Origin of the sequence: Streptomyces kaniharaensis, assembly GCF_009569385.1 — a bacterium.
Classification (GTDB): domain Bacteria; phylum Actinomycetota; class Actinomycetes; order Streptomycetales; family Streptomycetaceae; genus Kitasatospora; species Kitasatospora kaniharaensis.
In genome coordinates, this window is the sequence record NZ_WBOF01000001.1 from 5,418,886 (window position 1) to 5,437,500 (window position 18,615).

Consider the following 18,615-nt stretch of genomic DNA (forward strand, 5'->3'; position numbering starts at 1 on the left):
CCGCTCTCCGGCGCTCCCGCAGCGCTCCTCTAGTCCCCGAGGGATACCGTCCATGACCCAGAACCTGGCCGACACCTCCCGGCCTGCCGCCGACACCGCTCACGAGGCGAACGTCAGCGCGTCCAGAGGCTGGTGGCGGGACGCGGTCATCTATCAGGTGTACCCGCGCAGCTTCGCCGACTCCAACGGCGATGGCATGGGAGACCTGCCCGGCATCCGCAGCCGCCTGCCCTACCTGCGTGACCTCGGCGTGGACGCCGTCTGGCTCTCGCCGTTCTACGCCTCGCCGCAGGCCGACGCCGGCTACGACGTCGCCGACTACCGCGCGGTGGACCCGATGTTCGGCACCCTGCTGGACGCCGACGCGCTGATCCGCGACGCGCACGCGCTGGGCCTGCGGATCATCGTCGACCTCGTCCCCAACCACTCCTCGGACCAGCACGAGTGGTTCCAGCGCGCCTTGCGCGAGGGTCCTGCGTCCCCGCTGCGAGAGCGCTACCACTTCCGCCCCGGCAAGGGCGAGAACGGCGAACTGCCGCCCAACGACTGGGAGTCCATCTTCGGCGGCCCGGCCTGGACGCGCACCGAGAACCCGGACGGCACCCCCGGCGACTGGTACCTGCACCTGTTCGCCCCGGAGCAGCCCGACTTCAACTGGGAGAACCCGGCCGTCGCCGACGAGTTCCGCTCGATCCTGCGGTTCTGGCTCGACATGGGCGTGGACGGCTTCCGCATCGACGTCGCCCACGGCCTGGTCAAGGCCGCCGGCCTGCCCGACCTCGGCGGCGCCGACCAGCTCAAGCTGCTCGGCAACGACGTCATGCCGTTCTTCGACCAGGACGGCGTGCACGAGATCTACCGCAGCTGGCGGAAGATCCTCGACGAGTACCCGGGCCAGCGGATCGGCGTCGCCGAGGCCTGGACCCCGACCGTCCAGCGCACCGCCAACTACGTCCGCCCCGACGAACTGCACCAGGCCTTCAACTTCCAGTACCTGGGCACCGACTGGGAGGCCGCCGCGCTGCGCGAGGTGATCGACGTCTCGCTCGACTCGATGCGCCCGGTCGACGCCCCCACCACCTGGGTGCTGTCCAACCACGACGTCACCCGGCACGCCACCCGGTTCGCCAACGCGCCCGGCCTCGGCACCCAGATCCGCACCTCCGGCGACCGCGAACTCGGCCTGCGCCGCGCCCGCGCCGCCACCCTGCTGATGCTCGCGCTGCCCGGCTCCGCGTACATCTACCAGGGCGAGGAGCTCGGCCTGCCGGACGTCACCGACCTGCCGGACGAGGTCCGCCAGGACCCGTCCTTCTTCCGCCAGGCCGGTCAGGACGGCTACCGTGACGGCTGCCGCGTCCCGATCCCGTGGTCCGGCACCGAGGCCCCGTACGGCTTCGGCCCGGTGGCGGGCGGCCCGTCCTGGCTGCCGCAGCCGGCCGAGTGGGCCGAGCTGAGCGTCGAGGCGCAGGCCGGCGACCCGACCTCCACGCTGGAGCTGTACCGCAGCGCGCTGGCCGTCCGCCGGGCACAGCCCGACCTCGGCGCCGGCACGGAGGTCGAGTGGCTGGACGCGCGCGAGGGCACCCTGGCGTTCCGCCGCGGCTCCTTCGTCTGTACGGTGAACACCACCGGCGAGCCGGTGCGGATCCCCGCACCCGGGAAGTTGCTGCTCTCCTCCGTGGAGCTCGTCGTCGACGGCGGCGAGACGGTGCTCGCACCGGACAGCACCGGCTGGTGGGCGGTCTGACGTGGTTGCAATAGGCTCTGGGAACGTGACTACGGCGCGACTCTCAGACATCGCGGCGCAGGCGGGGGTCAGCGAAGCCACCGTCTCCCGCGTACTCAACGGCAAGGCGAACGTCTCGGCCGCCACCCGGCAGACCGTGCTGGCGGCGCTCGACGTGCTCGGGTACGAGCGGCCCACCCGGCTGCGCCAGCGCAGCGCCGGGCTGATCGGGCTGATCACGCCGGAGTTGAGCAACCCGATCTTCCCCGCGCTCGCGCAGGTCATCGAGCAGGTGCTCAGCCGGCACGGGTACACCCCGGTGCTGTGCACCCAGACGCCCGGCGGGTCCACCGAGGACGAACTGGTGGAGATGCTGGTCGACCGGGGAGTGGCGGGCATCGTCTTCGTCTCCGGGCTGCACGCCGACACCACCGCCGACCACGACCGGTACGCCCGGCTGGCCGGGCGCGGGGTGCCGTTCGTCCTGATCAACGGCTACAGCGAGCGGATCTCCGCGCCGTTCATCTCGCCGGACGACCGAGCCGCGATGTGGATGGCCGTCCAGCACCTGGCCGAGCTCGGGCACGAGCGGATCGGGCTGGCGGTCGGGCAGAAGCGGTACGTGCCGGTGCTGCGCAAGATCGAGGGCTTCACGGCGGCCATGCAGTCCGTCCTCGGGCGGACGGAGGAGGAGGCCGAGGACCTCGTCCACCACACGCTGTTCAGCGTGGAGGGCGGGCACGCGGCGGCCGGCGCGCTGCTGGACAAGGGGTGCACGGCTATCGTGTGCGGCAGCGACATGATGGCGCTCGGCGCGATCCGGGCGGTGCGCCAGCGCGGGCTGTCGGTGCCGCACGACGTGTCGGTGGTCGGCTTCGACGACTCGCCGCTGATCGCCTTCACCGAGCCGCCGTTGACCACGATCCGCCAGCCGGTCGAGGCGATGGCGACGGCGGCGGTGGACGCGCTGCTGGAGGAGGTCGGCGGGAACGCCGCCCAGCGCGGGGAGTTCATGTTCCAGCCGGAGCTGGTCATGCGCGGGTCCACGGGGGCGTGCGCTCGCTGAGCGCGGGCCGTCGTCGGTGCCGCGGGTTGACGCGGGCTGTTCGAAGGGCCTGGGGAGCGGTCTTGGGTTCTAGGAGTCGTTGCAACACCCCAGTTCAGGGGATGCATTGGACTTCGAGATCCGCAAGGACCGGACGGCCCAGGGGCCTGTGAAGCTGCGCCGGGAACGGGAGGCATACTCCCGGCTCATGCAGCAGGGCTACACGAACACCGAGGCGTGCCGGATCGTCGGCATCGCCCGCCGGACCGGCCAGAAGTGGCGTCACGGCCGCGGAGCCGAGCAGCGGCAGAAGGCGGCACCACCGATTCGCATGGTGGTGCCGCCTTCCGGTGTCTCCCGGTATCTGAGCGAGGACGAGCGGATCCACATCGCCGACCGGCTGCGGGAGAAGGCCACCGTGCGGGCCATCGCCGCGGAGCTGGGCCGCAGTCCGTCCACCATCAGCCGGGAGATCCGCCGCAACCGCACCGAGGGCACTCGCGGGCAGTGGCACTACCGTCCGCACGCCGCCCAGGCCAGGGCGGACGCTCGCCGACCCCGCCCCAAGGCCCGCAAGATCACCGAGAACCCCGAGCTGCACGCCGCCGTCCAGGCGATGCTGGACGAGCAGTGGAGCCCGGAGCAGATCTGCCACGCTCTACGTCGACAGTTCCCCGACCGGCCGGAGATGCACGTGGTCCACGAGACCGTCTACCAGGCGCTCTACGTCCAGGGCCGCGGCGAGCTGCGGCGCGAGCTCGCCGGTGCCCTGCGCTCAGGCCGGGCCCGCCGCAGGCCCCAGCGGCAGGCCAACTGCCGGCGTTCCCGCTTCACCGACCCGATGGTCATGATCAGCGAGCGCCCCGCCGAGGCCGAGGACTGGGCCGTCCCCGGCCACTGGGAGGGCGATCTGATCCTCGGCAAGGAGCACAAGTCCGCGATCGGCACCCTGGTCGAGCGTTCGACCCGCTACGTGATGCTGCTGCACCTGCCCGGCGACCACACCGCCGAGACCGTCCGCGACGCCCTAGTGGCCACCGCCCGGACACTCCCGGTCCAGCTGAAGCGGTCCCTGACCTGGGACCAGGGCAGCGAGATGGCCAGGCACGCGGAGTTCAGCCTGGCCACCGACATCCCGGTCTACTTCTGCGACCCGGCCAGTCCCTGGCAGCGCGGCTCCAACGAGAACACGAACGGCCTGCTGCGGCAGTACTTCCCCAAGGGCACCGACCTGTCGGTCCACACGCCCGAGCACCTGGCCGCCGTCGCCGACCAGCTCAACCGCCGCCCACGCAAAACGCTCGGCTGGGAAACCCCAGCCGAGCGTCTGGCTAAACTCCTCGCGGCCTAGACAACCGACCACGTGTTGCAACGACCACTAGAAACCGCCGGTTGCTCTCCAGGCCCTTCGCCGTGTCCGGTCGGGTTGCCGGCTCAGCCCTCCTGGACCGGCGGGCGGTCGGCGGTGAGCCGCTGGCTGTCGGCGGCGTCGCCGGTACGGGCCTCGGTACGGCGGCCGCGGGCCAGGTAGTCGCGCAGGACCAGTTCGACGGCGTCCTGCGGGTTCTTGGTACCGGAGAGCATCATCGCGTCGATCGCGAGGTTCGCGTCGAGCGTGACGGTGACCAGGGCCATGGTGACTCCTCCTCGGGTGCAGAGCAGCAGCATGCCCGTCGGGCGGAGGTTTGACCACGCGGATAGGCCGAAGCCCCGGGGAGGAGCGACCAGCCCTCTCCCCGGGGCGACCGCTAGCAGACGACAGCTGACAGATAACAGATTTCAACATCTGTTATCTGTCAGCTGTTCGCTGTCATCTGTTAGCCGTCCCTGGCGACCGGTGACCCGTCACCGTCGCCGGTCACCTCGCCCGTGACCACGGCTCCCGCCGACTGTCCTCAGACGCGGCCGGCGAAGTCCGGCGCGAAGTTGGCGATGGTCTGCATCCGCACGCCCGCGCTCGGGTTGGCGGCCTCGACGTACTTGCCGCCGCCGACGTAGATCGCGACGTGGTAGACGCCGGAGTCCTTGCCGTTGTTGGACCAGAACAGCAGGTCACCCGGCTGCAGGCTGTCCAGCGAGACGTGGGTGCTGGCGGCGGCCTGGTCGGCGGCGACGCGCGGGATGTTGACGCCCGCGGCGCGCAGCGCGGCCTGGGTCAGGCCGGAGCAGTCCCAACCACCGTTGCCGGTGCCGCCGTAGACGTAGGCCTGGCCGACCTTCGACTCGGCGAAGGCGACCGCGGCGGCCATGCTGCCGGCGGCGGCCGGAGCCGCGGCCTGCACCTGCGCCTGGGTGGGGGCGGCGGACTTCGCGGCGATGGTCTGGACCTGCGCGGCCGGCTTGGCGGCGGTGGCAGTGGCGGTCTGGCCGGACTGCGAGGAGCGGTTGAACCAGTTGAAGCTCTGGCCGGCGTGGCCGTCCGTGGAGCTCTGGGCGGAGTCGGCGAGGTGCAGACGCTGGCCCGGGTAGATGCGGTCCGCGCCCTCGGTCATGGTGCTGCGGTTGAGGTCGTAGAGCTTCTGCCAGCCGCCCTGGACGTGGTGCTTGTCGGCGATCGCGGACAGCCAGTCGCCGGCGACGACGGTGTAGTCCTGGGCCTGGGCGCTCTGGCTCTTGCCCTGCCAGCTCTGCGACCCGGTGCCCTTGGCCGCGTCGGCGGACGCCTGGGCCTGGGCGGGGGCCTGAGCCGGGGTCTGGGCCTTGGCCGGGGCGGCGGCCGGCTTGGCGGCCGGGGCGGGGGTCTGCGCGGCCGGCTTGGCGGCGGCGGCGGAGGTGTTGACGGCGGCCGGGGCGCCGCCCTTGGTCAGGCCGGCCTGGATGGAGCACACCGGCCAGGCGCCGGGGCCCTGCACGGCGAGCACCTTCTCGGCGATCGCGATCTGCTGGTCCTTGGTGGCCAGGTCGGCGCGCGGGGCGAACGAGGTGCCACCGAACGCGGCCCAGGTGCTGTTGGTGAACTGCAGGCCGCCGTAGAAGCCGTTGCCGGTGTTGATGCTCCAGTTGCCGCTGCTCTCGCACTGGGCGACCTTGTCCCAGGTGGCGACGGTGGCGGCGGAGGCGGTGCCGGAGGTGAGGCAGGGGATCGTGAGACCGATGCCTGCGACGCCGAGGGCGGCGATCGCGCGGCGGGCGCGGTTGGACAGGCGAGTGCCGTTGGTGGGCAGCATGAAGACGCGGTCCTCTCCCACGCCTGCGAGGTGAGCTGTCGGATTCGGGCCGGAGTTGCCCGGCCGCGCGTGGGCGCGGCTTCACCCCTAGCCCTGGACCGTTCCGAGGAATGGTCCGGGGCGACTTACCTGTGGGTCCCCCGCTCCTGCCGTGGTGCGTTTTCGCGCTGCCAGTGCACCCGACGGCAGGACTCGGCGTTGCGGATGAACTGGGTCCGTGTGGTCACGAACGGGGAGCACGTTAAGCAGACTTAAGTTCAAACTGCAAATAGCTGTGACGCGCATCACCGATTGGTGGGAAGTGCCAAAACTGCCGCTCATCATGATCGGAAATGATCGTCTTTCGGGAATCTGCCTGTGGATGCGCACAACTGTCTGTGCTTCAGGAGATGGGTGACGGCGCGTCGAGTCGCGCTCCGGCGTGCGCGCCCGGGAGGCGTCGCGGCGGCGATTCGCCCGCTCCCGTTGTCGAAGAACATCCATGGGCAAACATCGACAGAACGGACATCTAGCGCATTAAGCTCTTAACTCCCGTACGCCGCAAGCCGAAAGGGCCCGGAACGCCACCGTTCCGGGCCCTTTCGGGCTGTGCGTGGGCCTGCTACTCGCCGGCAGTCTCCTCGGCGCCCTGAGCGGCCTCAGCGGCCGCCTCGGCCTCAGCGGCCGCCTCGGCCTCGGCGGCAGCCGCCGCCTCGGCCTCCGCCAGCGCGGCCAGCGCCTCGGGCGACGGGGCCGGCAGCGCGGCGAGGTACGTGGACGCGATCAGCTGGCCCACCGTCGGGTATGCGCCCAGCGGCGCGGCGGACGGGCAGCCGGTCTCCTCGGCGGCCGCGGCGAGCAGCTCGGCGTCCGCCTCTGGGCCGATCACCAGCGGGGCCAGCGCGGGACGCTCCGAGCCGGTCTCCTTGAGGTGCGCGACGGCCGCGGCCACCGAGCCGGGCACGTCGAGCGCGGCGGCGACGACCGGGACGGCCAGCCGGGCGGCCAGCAGCACGCCGGTGATCCCGGCCGCGGCGGCGGCGTCCTCGCCGCCGACGGTGGTCAGCACGACGCCGTCCGCGGCGGTCGCGATGGCGAACAGCCGGGCACGGTCGGCGCGGGCCAGCCCGGCCTCGGACAGGCGCACGTGGACGGCCTCGGCGAGCAGGCGGGTGCGGGCCCAGCGCATCGGTGACCTGGGCGCCGGCCTCGGCGGCGAGCGCGTGAAGCTCGGTCAGGAAGCCGTGCGGGCCGGGTACCAGCGGTACCAGGATCGGCGCGGGCAGGCCGGCCTCGGCGGCCTCGGCCAGCAGCTCGGCGACGGTGTGCTCGTGGCCGCCCTCGTCCTCGTCCGCGTCGCCGGGGAGGTAACCCGCCGCGGTCTGCACGCCGTTCTGCTCACTGCGGACGATCGACAGCAGCTCCTCGACGACCGAGCGGGACTCGGGCCCCGCGGTCGCGGGTACGGCGAGCACCAGGGCCGGGGAACCGGCCGGGATCTCAGGGCGCTCGGGGCGGCGATGGCGCCCCCGCGCACGGGAGCCTGGAGTGCGGACGGGCAATGGCGCGCCCGGAATGGCTGCGGTGCTCATGGCGGAGATCGTAGGACATCGGCCCGTCAGGGCTGCAGTCGGCTGCCGTGCCGGTTTCGCGCGAGCGTGGTGTGCGCGCCGGGCGAGGGGGCCGTACGCACGGGATGATTCACTGCATTCCGGGCATACCTGCCCCAACCCCCGCGCGCCCACCGGTATCTCCTGAAGACGTACCCGGCGAGGGGTTGCGTTGCACCGGCGGCGCGTGAGATGTCTCACAGTCCGAGGCTGAACTGACGGAGCGTCACGAGAGTGCGACTCCCGGCTCTCGAAGATCAACATTCAGCGGGGAGCCGCTCACGGCGGGTCATCGGGAGCCTGCCGATTCAGTCTGCTATGTCCCTTTACGTGTCGTCGGGGAAGGGTCCGTGAAGAGTTCGGGCCGGGTATTGAAAGGCCTCGTGCACCTGCAATGTCTCGTGCTGATGCACGTGCACAGCAGCTATCATCGCGTCAAGTGAGGCGTTGTGCCGGGCTGGTACGGGGCCGGCCCGTTTGTTCGGCGGCTGCCGGGGGCGCCGCGCTGGACCGCAACTCCGGGGCTCTTCGGGAGACTTCTATGCACGACTCGCAGGACACGCACGGCTCGTACGGTTCGTATGGCGAGCACGGCGCGTACAACGGGATGGCCGCAGCCGATCTGACGGGAGTGGTCTGGCAGAAGAGCCTGCACAGCAACTCCCAGGGGAACTGCGTCGAGTTCGCCGCCCTGCCGGGGGGCGACGTGGCGATGCGCAACTCGCGCTTCCCGGACGGTCCGGCGCTCATCTACACCCGGGCCGAGATCGCCGCCATGCTGCTGGGGGTCAAGGACGGGGAGTTCGACCACCTGGCCGTCTGACCGGCCTTCGCTCCGCCATCGGGGGGCCGTCGTGGGTGCCGACACCGCGACGGCCTTTGTCTTTCGGGCTTTCGGGCCCGGTCCTCGGGGCCGGCCTTTCGGGGGTGAGCCGGGGCTGAGGAATGCCCACCGGGGAGTGCCAGGGTCGCAGAGGAGTGCCGGGCCGCCGGGCCCAGGGGGCCTCCCGGGGTCTCCCTCCGCGCGGATGCGCTCGCCCGGTGCTAGGCGGAACGCCGGTGCCGGCCGCCGAGTTCGGGGATCGCCGCCTCCGGTTCGGCCTCGAACAGTGCCCAGACCACCTTGCCGCCGCCCAGCGGGTGCCAGCCCCAGGAGCGGCTGAACGAGTCCACCAGGTGCAGCCCGCGGCCCGATTCGGCCACGAAGTCGGCCTCCCGGGCGACCGGGCCGATGCTGCTCGGGTCGCTGACCGCGCAGACGATCTGGGGCGCACGGTGCACGAGGCTTATTCGGATCGGTAGCCGGCCGTCCGCGCTCGCGTGTGTGGGAAAGTCGTACTCGCCCAGGGCGCCGCCCGACGGGTCGGGCCGTGCGCCGATCGCATGCCGCAGGGCGTTGGTCACCAGCTCCGACGCCACCAGCGCGACATCGTCGAACAACTCCATCAGGCCCCAGCGCTGAAGAGCGGTTCTGGCGAAGTCGCGCGCTGTTCTGACGGCTTCGAAGCGAGGAGCGAGCGTACAGGTGACCACAAGGGGGTCAACCGCCAAAGCCGTACCGGTGCTCATGAAGAGCTCCTCCCATAAGGGGGCGGACACGGCTGGACCCGCCGGGGTCATGCCGGTCACCTCCGACTCGCTCGGCCGCACGGCCCCCGCGACCAGGCGCGCGCGCACAAACGCCCGGTGGCGCGGGGGGCGCTGCCGGGCTGGTGCACGGAGTCGCGCGTGGGGTCGACGCGGAGCCCGCGGGATTGCCAGGGGTGTGCAGGTGCACGTGCACCATGGTCCTCTGCGCTCACTGCAGATGCAAGAGTCGATTCACGTGCAGTCGCACTATTGGCATATGCAAGCGCCGGATGCACGTGCATCCTGGTGTGTGGAGTGCAGAACTGATAGGAACATCCGTCAGTATCGGCACCGTGAGCGCTCAACTGATGGCAGACTGTGCGCTGTTTGCCCTAGGTGGAGGTTTCGACCGCATGACCACAGTTCAGCCGGGCGGCGGCTCGATGGTCCGCCGGATCCTCCTCGGCTCACAGTTGCGCCGCCTGCGTGAAGCGCGCGGCATCACCCGCGAGGACGCCGGCTACGCGATCCGCGCCTCCGAGTCCAAGATCAGCCGCATGGAGCTCGGCCGGGTCAGCTTCAAGGAGCGCGACGTCGCCGATCTGCTCAGCCTCTACGGCGTCGACGACGGCCTGGAGCGGGAGGCCCTGCTCGGCCTGGTCCGCGAGGCCAACAAGTCCGGCTGGTGGCACAGCTTCAACGACGTGCTGCCGGGCTGGTTCCAGACCTACGTCGGCCTGGAGGAGGCCGCGCAGCTGATCCGTACGTACGAAGTGCAGTTCATCCCCGGACTCCTGCAGTCCGAGGAGTACGCGCGGGCCGTTTTCGGCCAGAGTCGGCCGGTCATCAGCGAGGAGGAGGTCGAGCGGAGGGTCAGCCTCCGCCTGCGCCGCCAGAAGCTGCTGACCGAGGGCACCAGCCCCCGCCTGTGGGCCGTCATCGACGAGGCCGCGCTGCGCCGCCCGGTCGGCGGGCCCGAGGTGATGCGCGGCCAGGTGCAGTACCTGATCGACGTCGCCGAGCAGGCCAACGTCGTCATCCAGGTCATGCCGTTCCGCTTCGGTGCGCACGCGGGCGAGTCCGGCGCGTTCACCATTCTGCGCTTCCCCGAGCAGGACCTCGCCGACGTGGTCTACCTGGAGCAGCTCACCAGCGCGCTCTACCTCGACAAGCGGGACGACGTCGACGCCTACATCCAGGTCATGGAGCGGCTCTGCGTGGACAGTCTCACGCCCGAGCGCACGATAGACCTGCTCGCCTCGATCCTGAAGGAACGCTGAACTCCTCGAGGGGCGTAGAAGTTCTCAACGGGCGTCGACCTTCACAAGCGAGGTTGAACTCCGAGAGAACGCTGAGCCCTTGCCCGGTGGATCCTGAACGCTCCGTCGGACGGCCTCGGTTGCCGCCATCGCCCACACGTTGTCAGCCGCGGGCCGGCGGCCGTTCGCGTTCCGGCGGCAGCGGCTGCGGCGGGCAGCCCAGCTCCCACGCCAACTCGTAGCGCCGGAACAGGTCGGCGCGGATCGGCGCCAGCGGCAGCTCGGCACCCGGCAGCAGCACGCCTATGCAGCCGCCCATGAGCGCGCTGCGCAGCACCGCGTGCTCCGCGACCGGGTCCGGCGCGCCCCAGTCGCGCAGCAGTCCCTGGAGGATCGCGCCGAGCTGCTGCTGCTCCGGATCCTGGACGAAGGCGCCGGTGTCCGGGTCGAGGATCAGTGCGAGGTGGGAGCGCATCACCCGGGGGTGGTCGAGGGCGAGCCCGAGCACGGCGTCGATGGCGCGGGCCAGCCGGGCCTCCGGCGAGGCGTCCGGGGCGAGTTCGGCCAGCGCGCGGCTGAGCGACTGGTGCATCATCCGGTGCGTCGCGGACTGCATGAGCAGCCGTTTTCCGTCGAAGTAGTAGGACAGCAGCCCGCGGGCGAGGCCGGCTCGCTCGGCGATGTCGGTCAGCGTGGTGCCCGCGTATCCGTGCTGGTCGACCAGCTCGACGGTGGCCCGCATGATGCGCCGGCGCGAGCGTTGGCGCATTTCCTCATTGACCGAATCCCCGCGAGGTGCCATCGTGTCTGCTCCGAACGTTCGTTGGCTCCCGGCCAATATACTGGCGGAGCCGGTGGCCGATCCGCAGAACCGGGTCGGCGGCGCCGCACGGCGGCCGGTACGAAGACGGCCGGCTCCACCAACACGGGGGTTTGGTGGAGCCGGCGCCAATGCCCGATGACGAGGGGTCGGTCGAGGGCTCGGGGTCAACGGTCAGCGCTTGGTCAAAACTTCCGCCCTGGTGGTGTCGAGACCGGCTGACGGATAATCATAATCCGCTACTGGAACGGTGATTGACTTCCTTCGCCGGTCCAGCAGGGCGCCCACGAGGGCGATCAGGAAGCCCAGCAGCGCGACCGCCGTGACGAACACCAGCGCCGGCCGGTAGCCGTCCAGCTGCGCCTGCGGGCTGTCGCCCCCGGCGCTCCCTGCGGTGATCATCGCCGTCGCCCCCGCCAGCACCACCGCGGTGCCGACCTGGATCGCGGTGTTCACCAGGCCGGAGGCCAGGCCCTGCTCCTCGTCGGCCACACCGTCGGTGGCGGCGATGTTCACCGACGGGAAGGCGAGCGCGAAGCCGACGCCGAGCAGCAGCATCGATGGCAGCACCAGGACCGGGTACGAGCTGTGCTCGTCGAGCCGCAGGAACAGCGCGAACGCGGCGGTCAGCGACAGCACGCCGACGGGCAGCAGCCTGCCGGTGCCGAAGCGGTCCACGATGGGGCCGATGAACGGCGCGGACAGGGCGACGAACGCGCCGGCCGGCAGCAGTCCGAGGGCCATCTCCAGGGCCGACCAGCCGAGCAGGTGCTGGAGGTAGAGCGTCGCGATGAACTGGAAGCCGCCGTACGCGCCGGTCATGGTGAAGGCGATCAGGTTGGCGCGGCTCACCGCGCCGTTGCGGAAGATGCCGAGCCGGACCAGCGGGTGGGCGGTGCGGCTCTCGATCGCGAGGAAGGCGGCGGCCAGGGCGATGACCACGACGAGCGAGCCGAGCGTGCGCAGGCTCAGCCAGCCGGCGCCCTGTGCCTCGGTGACGGTGAACACCAGCAGCAGGACGGTGGCGGTGCCGGTGATCGCGCCGAGCACGTCGTAGCCGCCCTTGACCCGCTCCTCGACGGGCCGGGGGAGCAGCCGGATCGCGAAGAGCAGGGCGATCAGCGCGACCGGGACGGGCATCAGGAAGGTCCAGCGCCAGCCGACCGAGGTGAGCAGGCCGCTGAGCACCAGGCCGAGCGAGAAGCCACTGGCGCCGCAGGTGGTGTAGATCGACAGCGCCCGGTTGCGGGCGGGGCCTTCGGCGAAGGTCGTGGTGATGATCGACAGGCCGGCGGGGGCGGTGAAGGCGGCGCTGACGCCCTTGAGGAAGCGGGCGGCGATCAGCAGGCCGCCGTCGTCGACCAGACCGCCGAGCAGCGAGGCGGCGCCGAAGACGCCCAGGGCGACCAGGAACACCCGGCGGCGGCCGAGCAGGTCGGCCGCCCGTCCGCCGAGGAGGAGCAGGCCGCCGTAGCCGAGCACGTAGCCGGAGACCACCCACTGCAGGGCGGAGGTGGAGAGGTGCAGGTCGGAGCCGATGGAGGGGAGGGCGACTCCCACCATGGAGATGTCGAGGGCGTCCAGGAAGATGGCGGCGCAGAGCACGATCAGCGCGCCCCAGAGGCGAGGAGTCCAGGCCTGCCCGGCGGTTGACGGTGTTTCAGATGTCCTGACGGTCGCGGTGGTCATGGACAAGGAGACTACATGCGCGTGCATTCAATGCAAGCGAATAAGATGTAAACGCATTGATTGGCCGATCGGTGGTAGTGTGGCGGCGTGGCTGAACTCGACTCCCCGGCGGAGGCCGGTCTGGTGGCGCAGTGGCGTGACCTGCTGGCGCGCCATGCGGCCACCTCGTGCCTGCTGGACCGCGAGCTGGGCGAGAAGCACGGGCTCGGCATGAGCGAGTTCGAGGTGCTGGAACGTCTGGTCGAGAGCTGCACGGTCGACAGCGGCCACCGGCTGCGGGTCCAGGAACTGGCGGACGTCGTCCACTTGAGCCAGAGTGCCCTGTCGCGGCTGATCGGCCGGCTGGAGAAGGCCGGGCTGGTGAAGCGCGAGATGTGCGTGGACGACCGGCGCGGGATCCAGATCGTCCTCACCGATGCGGGGCGCGAACGTTACCAGCAGGCTCGGCCGCTGCACCGCGCAGTGCTCGATCTGACCCTAGGCGGCGGGCCCATTGACGGCCGTGCTGTGTCGGACTGATGGATCGTCAGCCACTCTGTGGCTGTCGGCTCTTCAGGGGCCTCAGTGGAGCGCGGCGAGCCCGGGTGCGGCGGCCAGGAGGACGACGGCAGCGGGCGCGGCGAGCGCCGCGACGGTAAACGTCAGCCGGTGCGGCACGGACAGCCGCGGACGGCCCGCGAGCAGCCGGTCCACCCGCTTCGGGGACTGCGCCAGACCGGGCGGACAGGAGCCGAACACCCCGCGGCCCAGGTTGAGTTCGGCCAGCGCCAGGGCGGTGGTGTGCCGCCCGTGCCGACGCGCGGCGCGGTCGTCGGCCGCCAGCTCCACCAGCTCGCCCACCTGGTCCCGGAAGGCACTGAACACCTGGACCCCGGGGAAACCGGAGGCGAGTGCCTGAGCGGCCTGCGAGAGCCAGTGGTGCCGCGCCCGTACGTGCCCGCGCTCGTGGCTCAGTACGGCCGCCAGCTCCCGGGCGGTCAGCTGCTGGAGAGCGCCGGTGGTGACCACCAGACGGGAGTCCGGCCCGGGCAGTGACCAGGCCTCCGGGCGGACGTTCTCCAGCACCACCAGCCGCTCCCGGCGGCTCCGGGCGGCGGCGATGGCTTCGGGCAACTCAGGTGCCCGACTGGACAGTTGGGCATGCCGCTGATCGCGCTGCGCCTTCGCCGAGCGGACCTCCCGGGTGAGCGCCAGCACCGTCTGCAGCGCGCCCGCCGTGAGCACCGCCGCGCACAGCCGGCCCCAGCCCTCGGCGTCCTCCAACCCGTACGCGGCCTCCACGCCGTGCGGCGCGCCCGCGAACACCAGCGCGCGCAGCTCCGGCAGCGCGGCCGAGGCGGCCAGCAGCAGGCTCAGCGCGCAGCACAGCAGCACGGCCACCACGAGGCACTGCCACACCAGCAGTGCCAGCACGGGTTCGCGCTCCACCCAGCGGGCCCTGGCCAGCAGCCGGGGCGCGACGGTCGAGAGCAGCAGTCCGAGCAGCAACAGGCCGATCAGGGCAGTCATCGCATGGGCTCCCCGGGTGTGCACGGAACGCGACGACGCGCTCCCTGCCAACCTATGTGCTGGCGGCGCCCGGTGGAACGGCTTTCGGCCGGCCAGTGACCAACGCCACCCGTCCATCGGGACTTTGGTCCCGAGTGTCGGCGCGATGAGTGATGGGAGGTCGCGCGCTCACATGGTCAGAAGCATGGCGAACATTCCGATGCCCATGATGAGCCGGCAGGCGTGCGGCAGGCCCGCGGTGCCGACCGCCACGCTCCCGCCAGGGGTGTGCAGGAGCCGGGAGCTGGCCCAGAGCGAGTACGCGCCGAAGTAGAGGAGCAGTGCACCCGTCAGCAGCGGCGCGCCGGTGCTCGCCGTGTGGTGGTGATGGCCGGGGGTAGCGGTCATCGCGAGCGCCGTGTACGTCATGGCGAGGCCGCCGACGGCGTGGTGCAGCCGGTGCCCCCTGCGGGCCGGGCCGCGCACGGCGGCGAGCAGGAACCCGGCGGCGGGGACGCCGAACAGCCAGGCCCAGACGGTGCCCGGGACGACGGCCCCGGTGACGGCCATCGCCGCCATGCCGAGCCCCATCAGCGCCTCGGCGGCGTCGGCCTCGCGGGCGAGCAGGCGATGCGTTGCAGGAGAGGTGGTGCCGCCCGCGGTGCAGGGGGAGTGCCGCAGCCGCGTCAGGCAGTAGGCTCCGGCGGCGGCGGTGAGGAAGGCGAGGAGCCAGTTGACCAGGGTGGGTCCGTGCAACGGCGGCCTCCCGTAGCGGCGGGCGACGGAGGCGAACAGCTGGACGGCGAACAACGAACAGATAACAGATGACGAAATCTGTCATCTGTTATCCGTCGGCCGTTCGCTGTCCGTCCGCAACTCTTTGACTGTCGTCCCGTCCACGATCACTGCGAGCCACGCGACCGACCAGGGCGCGTACGGGGGCGCACAGTGGTGACCATCTGATTGCGTTCCCGCCTGTGCTCCTCCTGCGGATCGCCGAACACGGTGTGCCGAGAGTCGTGGCTGGTCTCCAAGGAGGAAAGGCGAGGCAGGAGGGCCGGGCGGGACAATAGAGACGACGGTGCGAGCCGGGGCCGTTGCGAGCCCCGCGGGCCACTTCCCCAGTGGCGGCGCCGGAACGCACGCGGCATGGTCGGCATACGGGCCCGCGCCTGCGGCGCCCTCCGAGCTGGATCAGCCGATCAGCTGATCGGCAACAGCAGCAGGGCGGAAGAAGCCGCGCGACAGCCGGCGTGACAGCGAGAGCGCACCCGGAACAGGCCGTCGTGGCACTCGGTCACCGCGTCACCGCCGGGAGCCTGGCGGGAGGTTGGCATCCCGACGCTGCACCTGCCCAGACATCCAGATACGCGTCCAGATGCCGGACATCCGGCTGCGGTGACTCCTCGGGCCGCCGGCGCCGGAGGTTCACCGGTTGGAGCCCCCTTGAACAGGAGAACCTTTCGTATCTATGGTGTCTCCATCGAAATACCTCCTGTCTAAGTGAGTCAACGATGCAGAATCTTTCGCCAAGGCTCGCTGTGGCGGCCGACGCCCCGGTCTCGACCCTCGCCGGCCACCCGGCGTGGCTGCGCCTGAAGGAGGCTGTCGAGACCCTGCGCCCGCTGCAGTCCAAGGACGGCTCGATCGACCTGTCCGCCGTCCAGCGGCACACCGTCGACCCGCTGGTCGACACCGTCCGCGGCGCGGTGACCGAGCTGGCCCCGTCCTTCCCGCACGACGCCGCCTACCTGGCCGCCGTCGACGCCGACCTGGCCAAGTGGGCCGACACCGGCTACCGCGAGCCCGACTTCCTGGACTCGCTGCTCGCCTTCCAGCCCGCCGACCAGCGCGTCGACGGCCTCGAGCACCTCGTCGTCTTCCCGATGTACACGCAGAACGGCAACCCGGACCGCAACCTCGAAGCCGTCCTGCTGCGCGTCGTGTGGCCGGACTGGCTGGCCGAGCTGGAGCGCAACCGCTTCGACAACCCGATGTTCGTGCCGATCACCTTCACCGACTTCACGGCCGGCTACGACACCAACTCCGCCGTCCTCTTCCCCGAGACGGTCGCCGTGCGCAAGGCGCCGGAACGTTTCACCTGGGGCGGCATCTTCTGCGACCGCGAGGCTGCCCGCTTCCGCGCCGTCACCACCAGCGCCGTCCAGCAGCTCGGCCTGGAGATCCCGGCCGACGCCGAGGGCCTGCTCCAGGACCAGCAGCGCGCGCAGGAGACCTTCGTGCTGTGGGACCTCGTCCACGACCGCACCCACAGCCACGGCGACCTGCCGTTCGACCCCTTCATGATCAAGCAGCGCAGCCCGTTCTGGATGTACGGCCTCGAGGAGCTCCGCTGCGACCTCACCACCTTCAAGGAGGCGGTGAAGCTGGAGGCCGAAGGCAACGCGCACGCCCGCGACGTCCAGTACGCGATCCTCTTCGACCGCCTGTTCCGCTTCCCGGTCAGCGGCGACCGCGTGCGCAACTACGACGGCCTCGGCGGCCAGCTGCTCTTCGCCTACCTGCACAAGCACGACGCGCTGCGCTGGCGCGACAACCGCCTCACCATCGACTGGGAGCGCGCCCCGCAGGTCACCAACGCGCTCTGCGCCGAGATCGAGACGCTGTACCGCGACGGCATCGACCGGCCGAAGCCGGCCCACTGGATCGCCGCCTACCAGCTGGTCTCCCGCTACCTCACCCCGCACCCGGCCTCCACCTGGGCGAAGGGCTCGGACGCGCTGCCGCTCGACATCACCGAGGGCAAGGCCCTCAACAAGGCCCTGTGCGACGCCGTGCTCCCGGACGAGTTCCCGCTGAGCATGTTCTACGAGGCCCTGTCCAAGAAGCTCGGCGGCGTCATCGCCGCCACCGCCGGCATCACCGGCGCCGGACTCCAGGGAGCCGCTGCGTGACCACCACCCCCAACGCCCCGCTCACCGGTAAGGTCATCGCCGTCGCCGGAGCCAGCGGCCCGGCCGGCCAGGCCGTGCTGCGCCGCCTCACCGCCGACGGCGCCACGGTGATCGGTGCCGACATCGACGCGCAGCGGCTCGAGTCCGCCCTCGACGCCACCCGCGTCGCGGTGCGCGGAGCGAAGGTCAGCGGCCAGGTCATCGACCTGCTCGACCCGCAGGAGGTCCACGACTGGGCCGACCACCTGGAGGCCGAGCACGGCCACGTCGACGGCCTGTTCCACCTGGTCGGCGGCTGGCGCGGCAGCAAGACCTTCTTCGACACCCGGCTCGACGACTGGGACTTCCTGCACGACACCGTCGTGCGCACCCTCCAGCACACCTCGCTGGCCTTCCAGCCCGCTCTCGTCCGCAGCTCCGCGGGGCGGTACGCGATGATCTCCGCCGCCGCGGCCCACAAGCCGACCGCCGGCGGCGCCGCCTACGCCGCCGCCAAGGCCGCCACCGAGGCCTGGACCCTCGCCATGGCCGACTCCTTCAAGAAGGAGACCACCTCGGCCGACGGCGAGCCCACCGCGGCAGCTGCGATCCTGGTCATCAAGGCGCTGGTCAGCCCCGAAATGCGGGCCGAGAAGCCGGACGCGAAGTTCGCCGGCTTCACCGACACGGCCGACCTCGCCGGACACCTGGCGGGCCTCTGGGACCGCCCCGCAGCAGAACTGAACGGACAGCACCTGTGGCTGACAGCCCGATGACCGACCCCACGCGCACGGACGCCCAGCGGCGGCACGACCCCGCCGTGCGCGGCTTCGCCAGCGACAACTACGCCGGCGTGCACCCCGAGATCCTCGCCGCGATAGCCCTCGCCAACGGCGGCCACCAGATCGCCTACGGCGAGGACGACTACACGGCCCACCTGCAGGACGTCTTCCGCCGCCACTTCGGGGACAAGGCCGAGGCCTACCCCGTCTTCAACGGCACGGGCGCCAACGTGGTCGCCCTCCAGGCGCTGCTCCCGCGCTGGGGCGCCGTGGTCTGCGCCGAGTCCGCCCACATCAACGTGGACGAAGGCGGCGCCCCGGAGAAGATGGGCGGCATCAAGCTGCTCACCGTCCCCACCCCCGAGGGCAAGCTCACCCCCGAGTTGCTCGACCAGCAGGCCTGGGGCTTCGGCGACGAGCACCGCGCGCAGCCGCTCGCGGTCTCCATCACCCAGAGCACCGAGCTCGGCACCCTCTACACCGCCGACGAGATCCGCGCGATCACCGAGCACGCCCACCAGCTCGGCATGCTCGTCCACGTCGACGGCTCCCGCCTGGCCAACGCCGCTGCCTCGCTCGGTCTG

16 protein-coding genes, 1 pseudogene and 1 riboswitch (1 of these 18 only partly in view) are annotated in these 18,615 nt (G+C 71.3%); of the genes and pseudogenes, 9 read left to right on the forward strand and 8 right to left on the reverse strand.

Features of this window, described 5'->3' with window-relative positions; genetic code table 11:
* The first annotated feature begins 52 nt into the window (after positions 1-52).
* From F7Q99_RS24230 to F7Q99_RS24240, 3 genes are all read left to right on the forward strand, one after another.
* Positions 53-1,750 (forward strand): glycoside hydrolase family 13 protein, encoded by a 1,698-nt coding sequence (locus F7Q99_RS24230; RefSeq protein WP_153464736.1) that lies wholly within the window; start codon positions 53-55, stop codon positions 1,748-1,750.
* A gap of 25 nt (positions 1,751-1,775) precedes the next feature.
* Complete coding sequence (locus F7Q99_RS24235; RefSeq protein WP_326847057.1) at positions 1,776-2,795, forward strand: LacI family DNA-binding transcriptional regulator; 1,020 nt, start codon at positions 1,776-1,778, stop codon at positions 2,793-2,795.
* Positions 2,796-2,982: 187 nt separating this feature from the next.
* The gene (locus F7Q99_RS24240; protein ID WP_407697848.1) at positions 2,983-4,125 is read left to right on the forward strand and encodes an IS30 family transposase; all 1,143 of its coding nucleotides are present in this window, start codon (positions 2,983-2,985) and stop codon (positions 4,123-4,125) included.
* Positions 4,126-4,208: 83 nt separating this feature from the next.
* Here the strand turns inward: F7Q99_RS24240 and F7Q99_RS24245 are convergent, their stop codons facing one another.
* From F7Q99_RS24245 to F7Q99_RS24255, 3 genes and pseudogenes are all read right to left on the reverse strand, one after another.
* Positions 4,209-4,409: a hypothetical protein gene (locus F7Q99_RS24245; protein ID WP_153464737.1), complete on the reverse strand. Its 201-nt coding sequence runs from the start codon at positions 4,407-4,409 to the stop codon at positions 4,209-4,211.
* Positions 4,410-4,669: 260 nt separating this feature from the next.
* The gene (locus tag F7Q99_RS43230) at positions 4,670-5,962 is read right to left on the reverse strand and encodes a transglycosylase family protein (RefSeq protein ID WP_153464739.1); all 1,293 of its coding nucleotides are present in this window, start codon (positions 5,960-5,962) and stop codon (positions 4,670-4,672) included.
* Positions 5,949-6,110, reverse strand: a riboswitch (cyclic di-AMP (ydaO/yuaA leader). It overlaps the preceding gene by 14 nt.
* A 537-nt stretch (positions 6,111-6,647) precedes the next feature.
* Positions 6,648-7,512 (reverse strand): annotated as a pseudogene (locus F7Q99_RS24255) (hypothetical protein); the annotation flags it as partial.
* A 559-nt stretch (positions 7,513-8,071) separates the two neighbouring features.
* Here F7Q99_RS24255 and F7Q99_RS24260 point away from each other — a divergent pair.
* A complete protein-coding gene (locus tag F7Q99_RS24260) occupies positions 8,072-8,353 on the forward strand; it encodes a DUF397 domain-containing protein (RefSeq protein WP_153464741.1) in 282 nt (93 codons plus the stop codon).
* Between the two features lie 221 nt (positions 8,354-8,574).
* Here F7Q99_RS24260 and F7Q99_RS24265 read toward each other — a convergent pair whose 3' ends face one another.
* Positions 8,575-9,099, reverse strand: coding sequence for an ATP-binding protein (locus F7Q99_RS24265; protein WP_230210308.1), 525 nt, complete (start codon positions 9,097-9,099; stop codon positions 8,575-8,577).
* Positions 9,100-9,512: 413 nt separating this feature from the next.
* Here F7Q99_RS24265 and F7Q99_RS24270 point away from each other — a divergent pair, with 413 nt between their 5' ends.
* Positions 9,513-10,379, forward strand: coding sequence for a helix-turn-helix domain-containing protein (locus F7Q99_RS24270; protein ID WP_153464743.1), 867 nt, complete (start codon positions 9,513-9,515; stop codon positions 10,377-10,379).
* Positions 10,380-10,521: 142 nt separating this feature from the next.
* Here the strand turns inward: F7Q99_RS24270 and F7Q99_RS24275 are convergent, their stop codons facing one another.
* On the reverse strand, positions 10,522-11,127 hold the full coding sequence (locus tag F7Q99_RS24275) for a TetR/AcrR family transcriptional regulator (RefSeq protein WP_230210309.1): 606 nt from the start codon (positions 11,125-11,127) through the stop codon (positions 10,522-10,524).
* 225 nt (positions 11,128-11,352) lie between these two features.
* The gene (locus F7Q99_RS24280) at positions 11,353-12,867 is read right to left on the reverse strand and encodes an MFS transporter (protein ID WP_153464747.1); all 1,515 of its coding nucleotides are present in this window, start codon (positions 12,865-12,867) and stop codon (positions 11,353-11,355) included.
* 87 nt (positions 12,868-12,954) lie between these two features.
* On the opposite strand from F7Q99_RS24280, the gene F7Q99_RS24285 reads away from it, so the two are divergent.
* Positions 12,955-13,386, forward strand: coding sequence for a MarR family winged helix-turn-helix transcriptional regulator (locus tag F7Q99_RS24285; RefSeq protein WP_326847058.1), 432 nt, complete (start codon positions 12,955-12,957; stop codon positions 13,384-13,386).
* Between the two features lie 42 nt (positions 13,387-13,428).
* Here F7Q99_RS24285 and F7Q99_RS24290 read toward each other — a convergent pair whose 3' ends face one another.
* Positions 13,429-14,376 (reverse strand): M56 family metallopeptidase, encoded by a 948-nt coding sequence (locus tag F7Q99_RS24290; protein WP_153464749.1) that lies wholly within the window; start codon positions 14,374-14,376, stop codon positions 13,429-13,431.
* 168 nt (positions 14,377-14,544) lie between these two features.
* Positions 14,545-15,165 carry a DUF5134 domain-containing protein gene (locus F7Q99_RS24295; RefSeq protein ID WP_230210310.1) on the reverse strand — a complete coding sequence of 207 codons (621 nt, stop codon included), beginning with the start codon at positions 15,163-15,165 and terminating at the stop codon, positions 14,545-14,547.
* Positions 15,166-15,869: 704 nt separating this feature from the next.
* Here F7Q99_RS24295 and F7Q99_RS24300 point away from each other — a divergent pair.
* The 3 genes in view from F7Q99_RS24300 to F7Q99_RS24310 are tightly spaced (each overlapping or abutting the next) and all read left to right on the forward strand, a layout consistent with a single transcriptional unit that may run on beyond the window.
* Positions 15,870-17,270, forward strand: coding sequence for a DUF6421 family protein (locus F7Q99_RS24300; protein ID WP_153464751.1), 1,401 nt, complete (start codon positions 15,870-15,872; stop codon positions 17,268-17,270).
* Positions 17,267-18,025, forward strand: coding sequence for an SDR family NAD(P)-dependent oxidoreductase (locus F7Q99_RS24305; RefSeq protein ID WP_326847059.1), 759 nt, complete (start codon positions 17,267-17,269; stop codon positions 18,023-18,025). The genes F7Q99_RS24300 and F7Q99_RS24305 overlap by 4 nt, the downstream gene beginning before the upstream one ends.
* On the forward strand, positions 18,022-18,615 hold the 5' portion of the coding sequence (locus F7Q99_RS24310; protein ID WP_153464753.1) for a threonine aldolase family protein. The gene runs 483 nt beyond the window's last position; the window shows 594 of its 1,077 coding nt (coding positions 1-594); it begins with the start codon at positions 18,022-18,024; its stop codon lies off the right edge, out of view. Before F7Q99_RS24305 ends, F7Q99_RS24310 begins: the two co-directional genes overlap by 4 nt.

Coding starts and splice junctions, on each gene's coding strand:
- F7Q99_RS24260 (WP_153464741.1), top strand. CDS start 8,072: ATGCACGACTCGCAGGACACGCACGGCTCGTACGGTTCGTATGGCGAG.
- F7Q99_RS24290 (WP_153464749.1), bottom strand. CDS start 14,376: ATGACTGCCCTGATCGGCCTGTTGCTGCTCGGACTGCTGCTCTCGACC.
- F7Q99_RS24270 (WP_153464743.1), top strand. CDS start 9,513: ATGACCACAGTTCAGCCGGGCGGCGGCTCGATGGTCCGCCGGATCCTC.
- F7Q99_RS24280 (WP_153464747.1), bottom strand. CDS start 12,867: ATGACCACCGCGACCGTCAGGACATCTGAAACACCGTCAACCGCCGGG.
- F7Q99_RS24275 (WP_230210309.1), bottom strand. CDS start 11,127: ATGCGCCAACGCTCGCGCCGGCGCATCATGCGGGCCACCGTCGAGCTG.
- F7Q99_RS24265 (WP_230210308.1), bottom strand. CDS start 9,099: ATGAGCACCGGTACGGCTTTGGCGGTTGACCCCCTTGTGGTCACCTGT.
- F7Q99_RS24230 (WP_153464736.1), top strand. CDS start 53: ATGACCCAGAACCTGGCCGACACCTCCCGGCCTGCCGCCGACACCGCT.
- F7Q99_RS24240 (WP_407697848.1), top strand. CDS start 2,983: ATGCAGCAGGGCTACACGAACACCGAGGCGTGCCGGATCGTCGGCATC.
- F7Q99_RS24245 (WP_153464737.1), bottom strand. CDS start 4,409: ATGGCCCTGGTCACCGTCACGCTCGACGCGAACCTCGCGATCGACGCG.
- F7Q99_RS24300 (WP_153464751.1), top strand. CDS start 15,870: ATGCAGAATCTTTCGCCAAGGCTCGCTGTGGCGGCCGACGCCCCGGTC.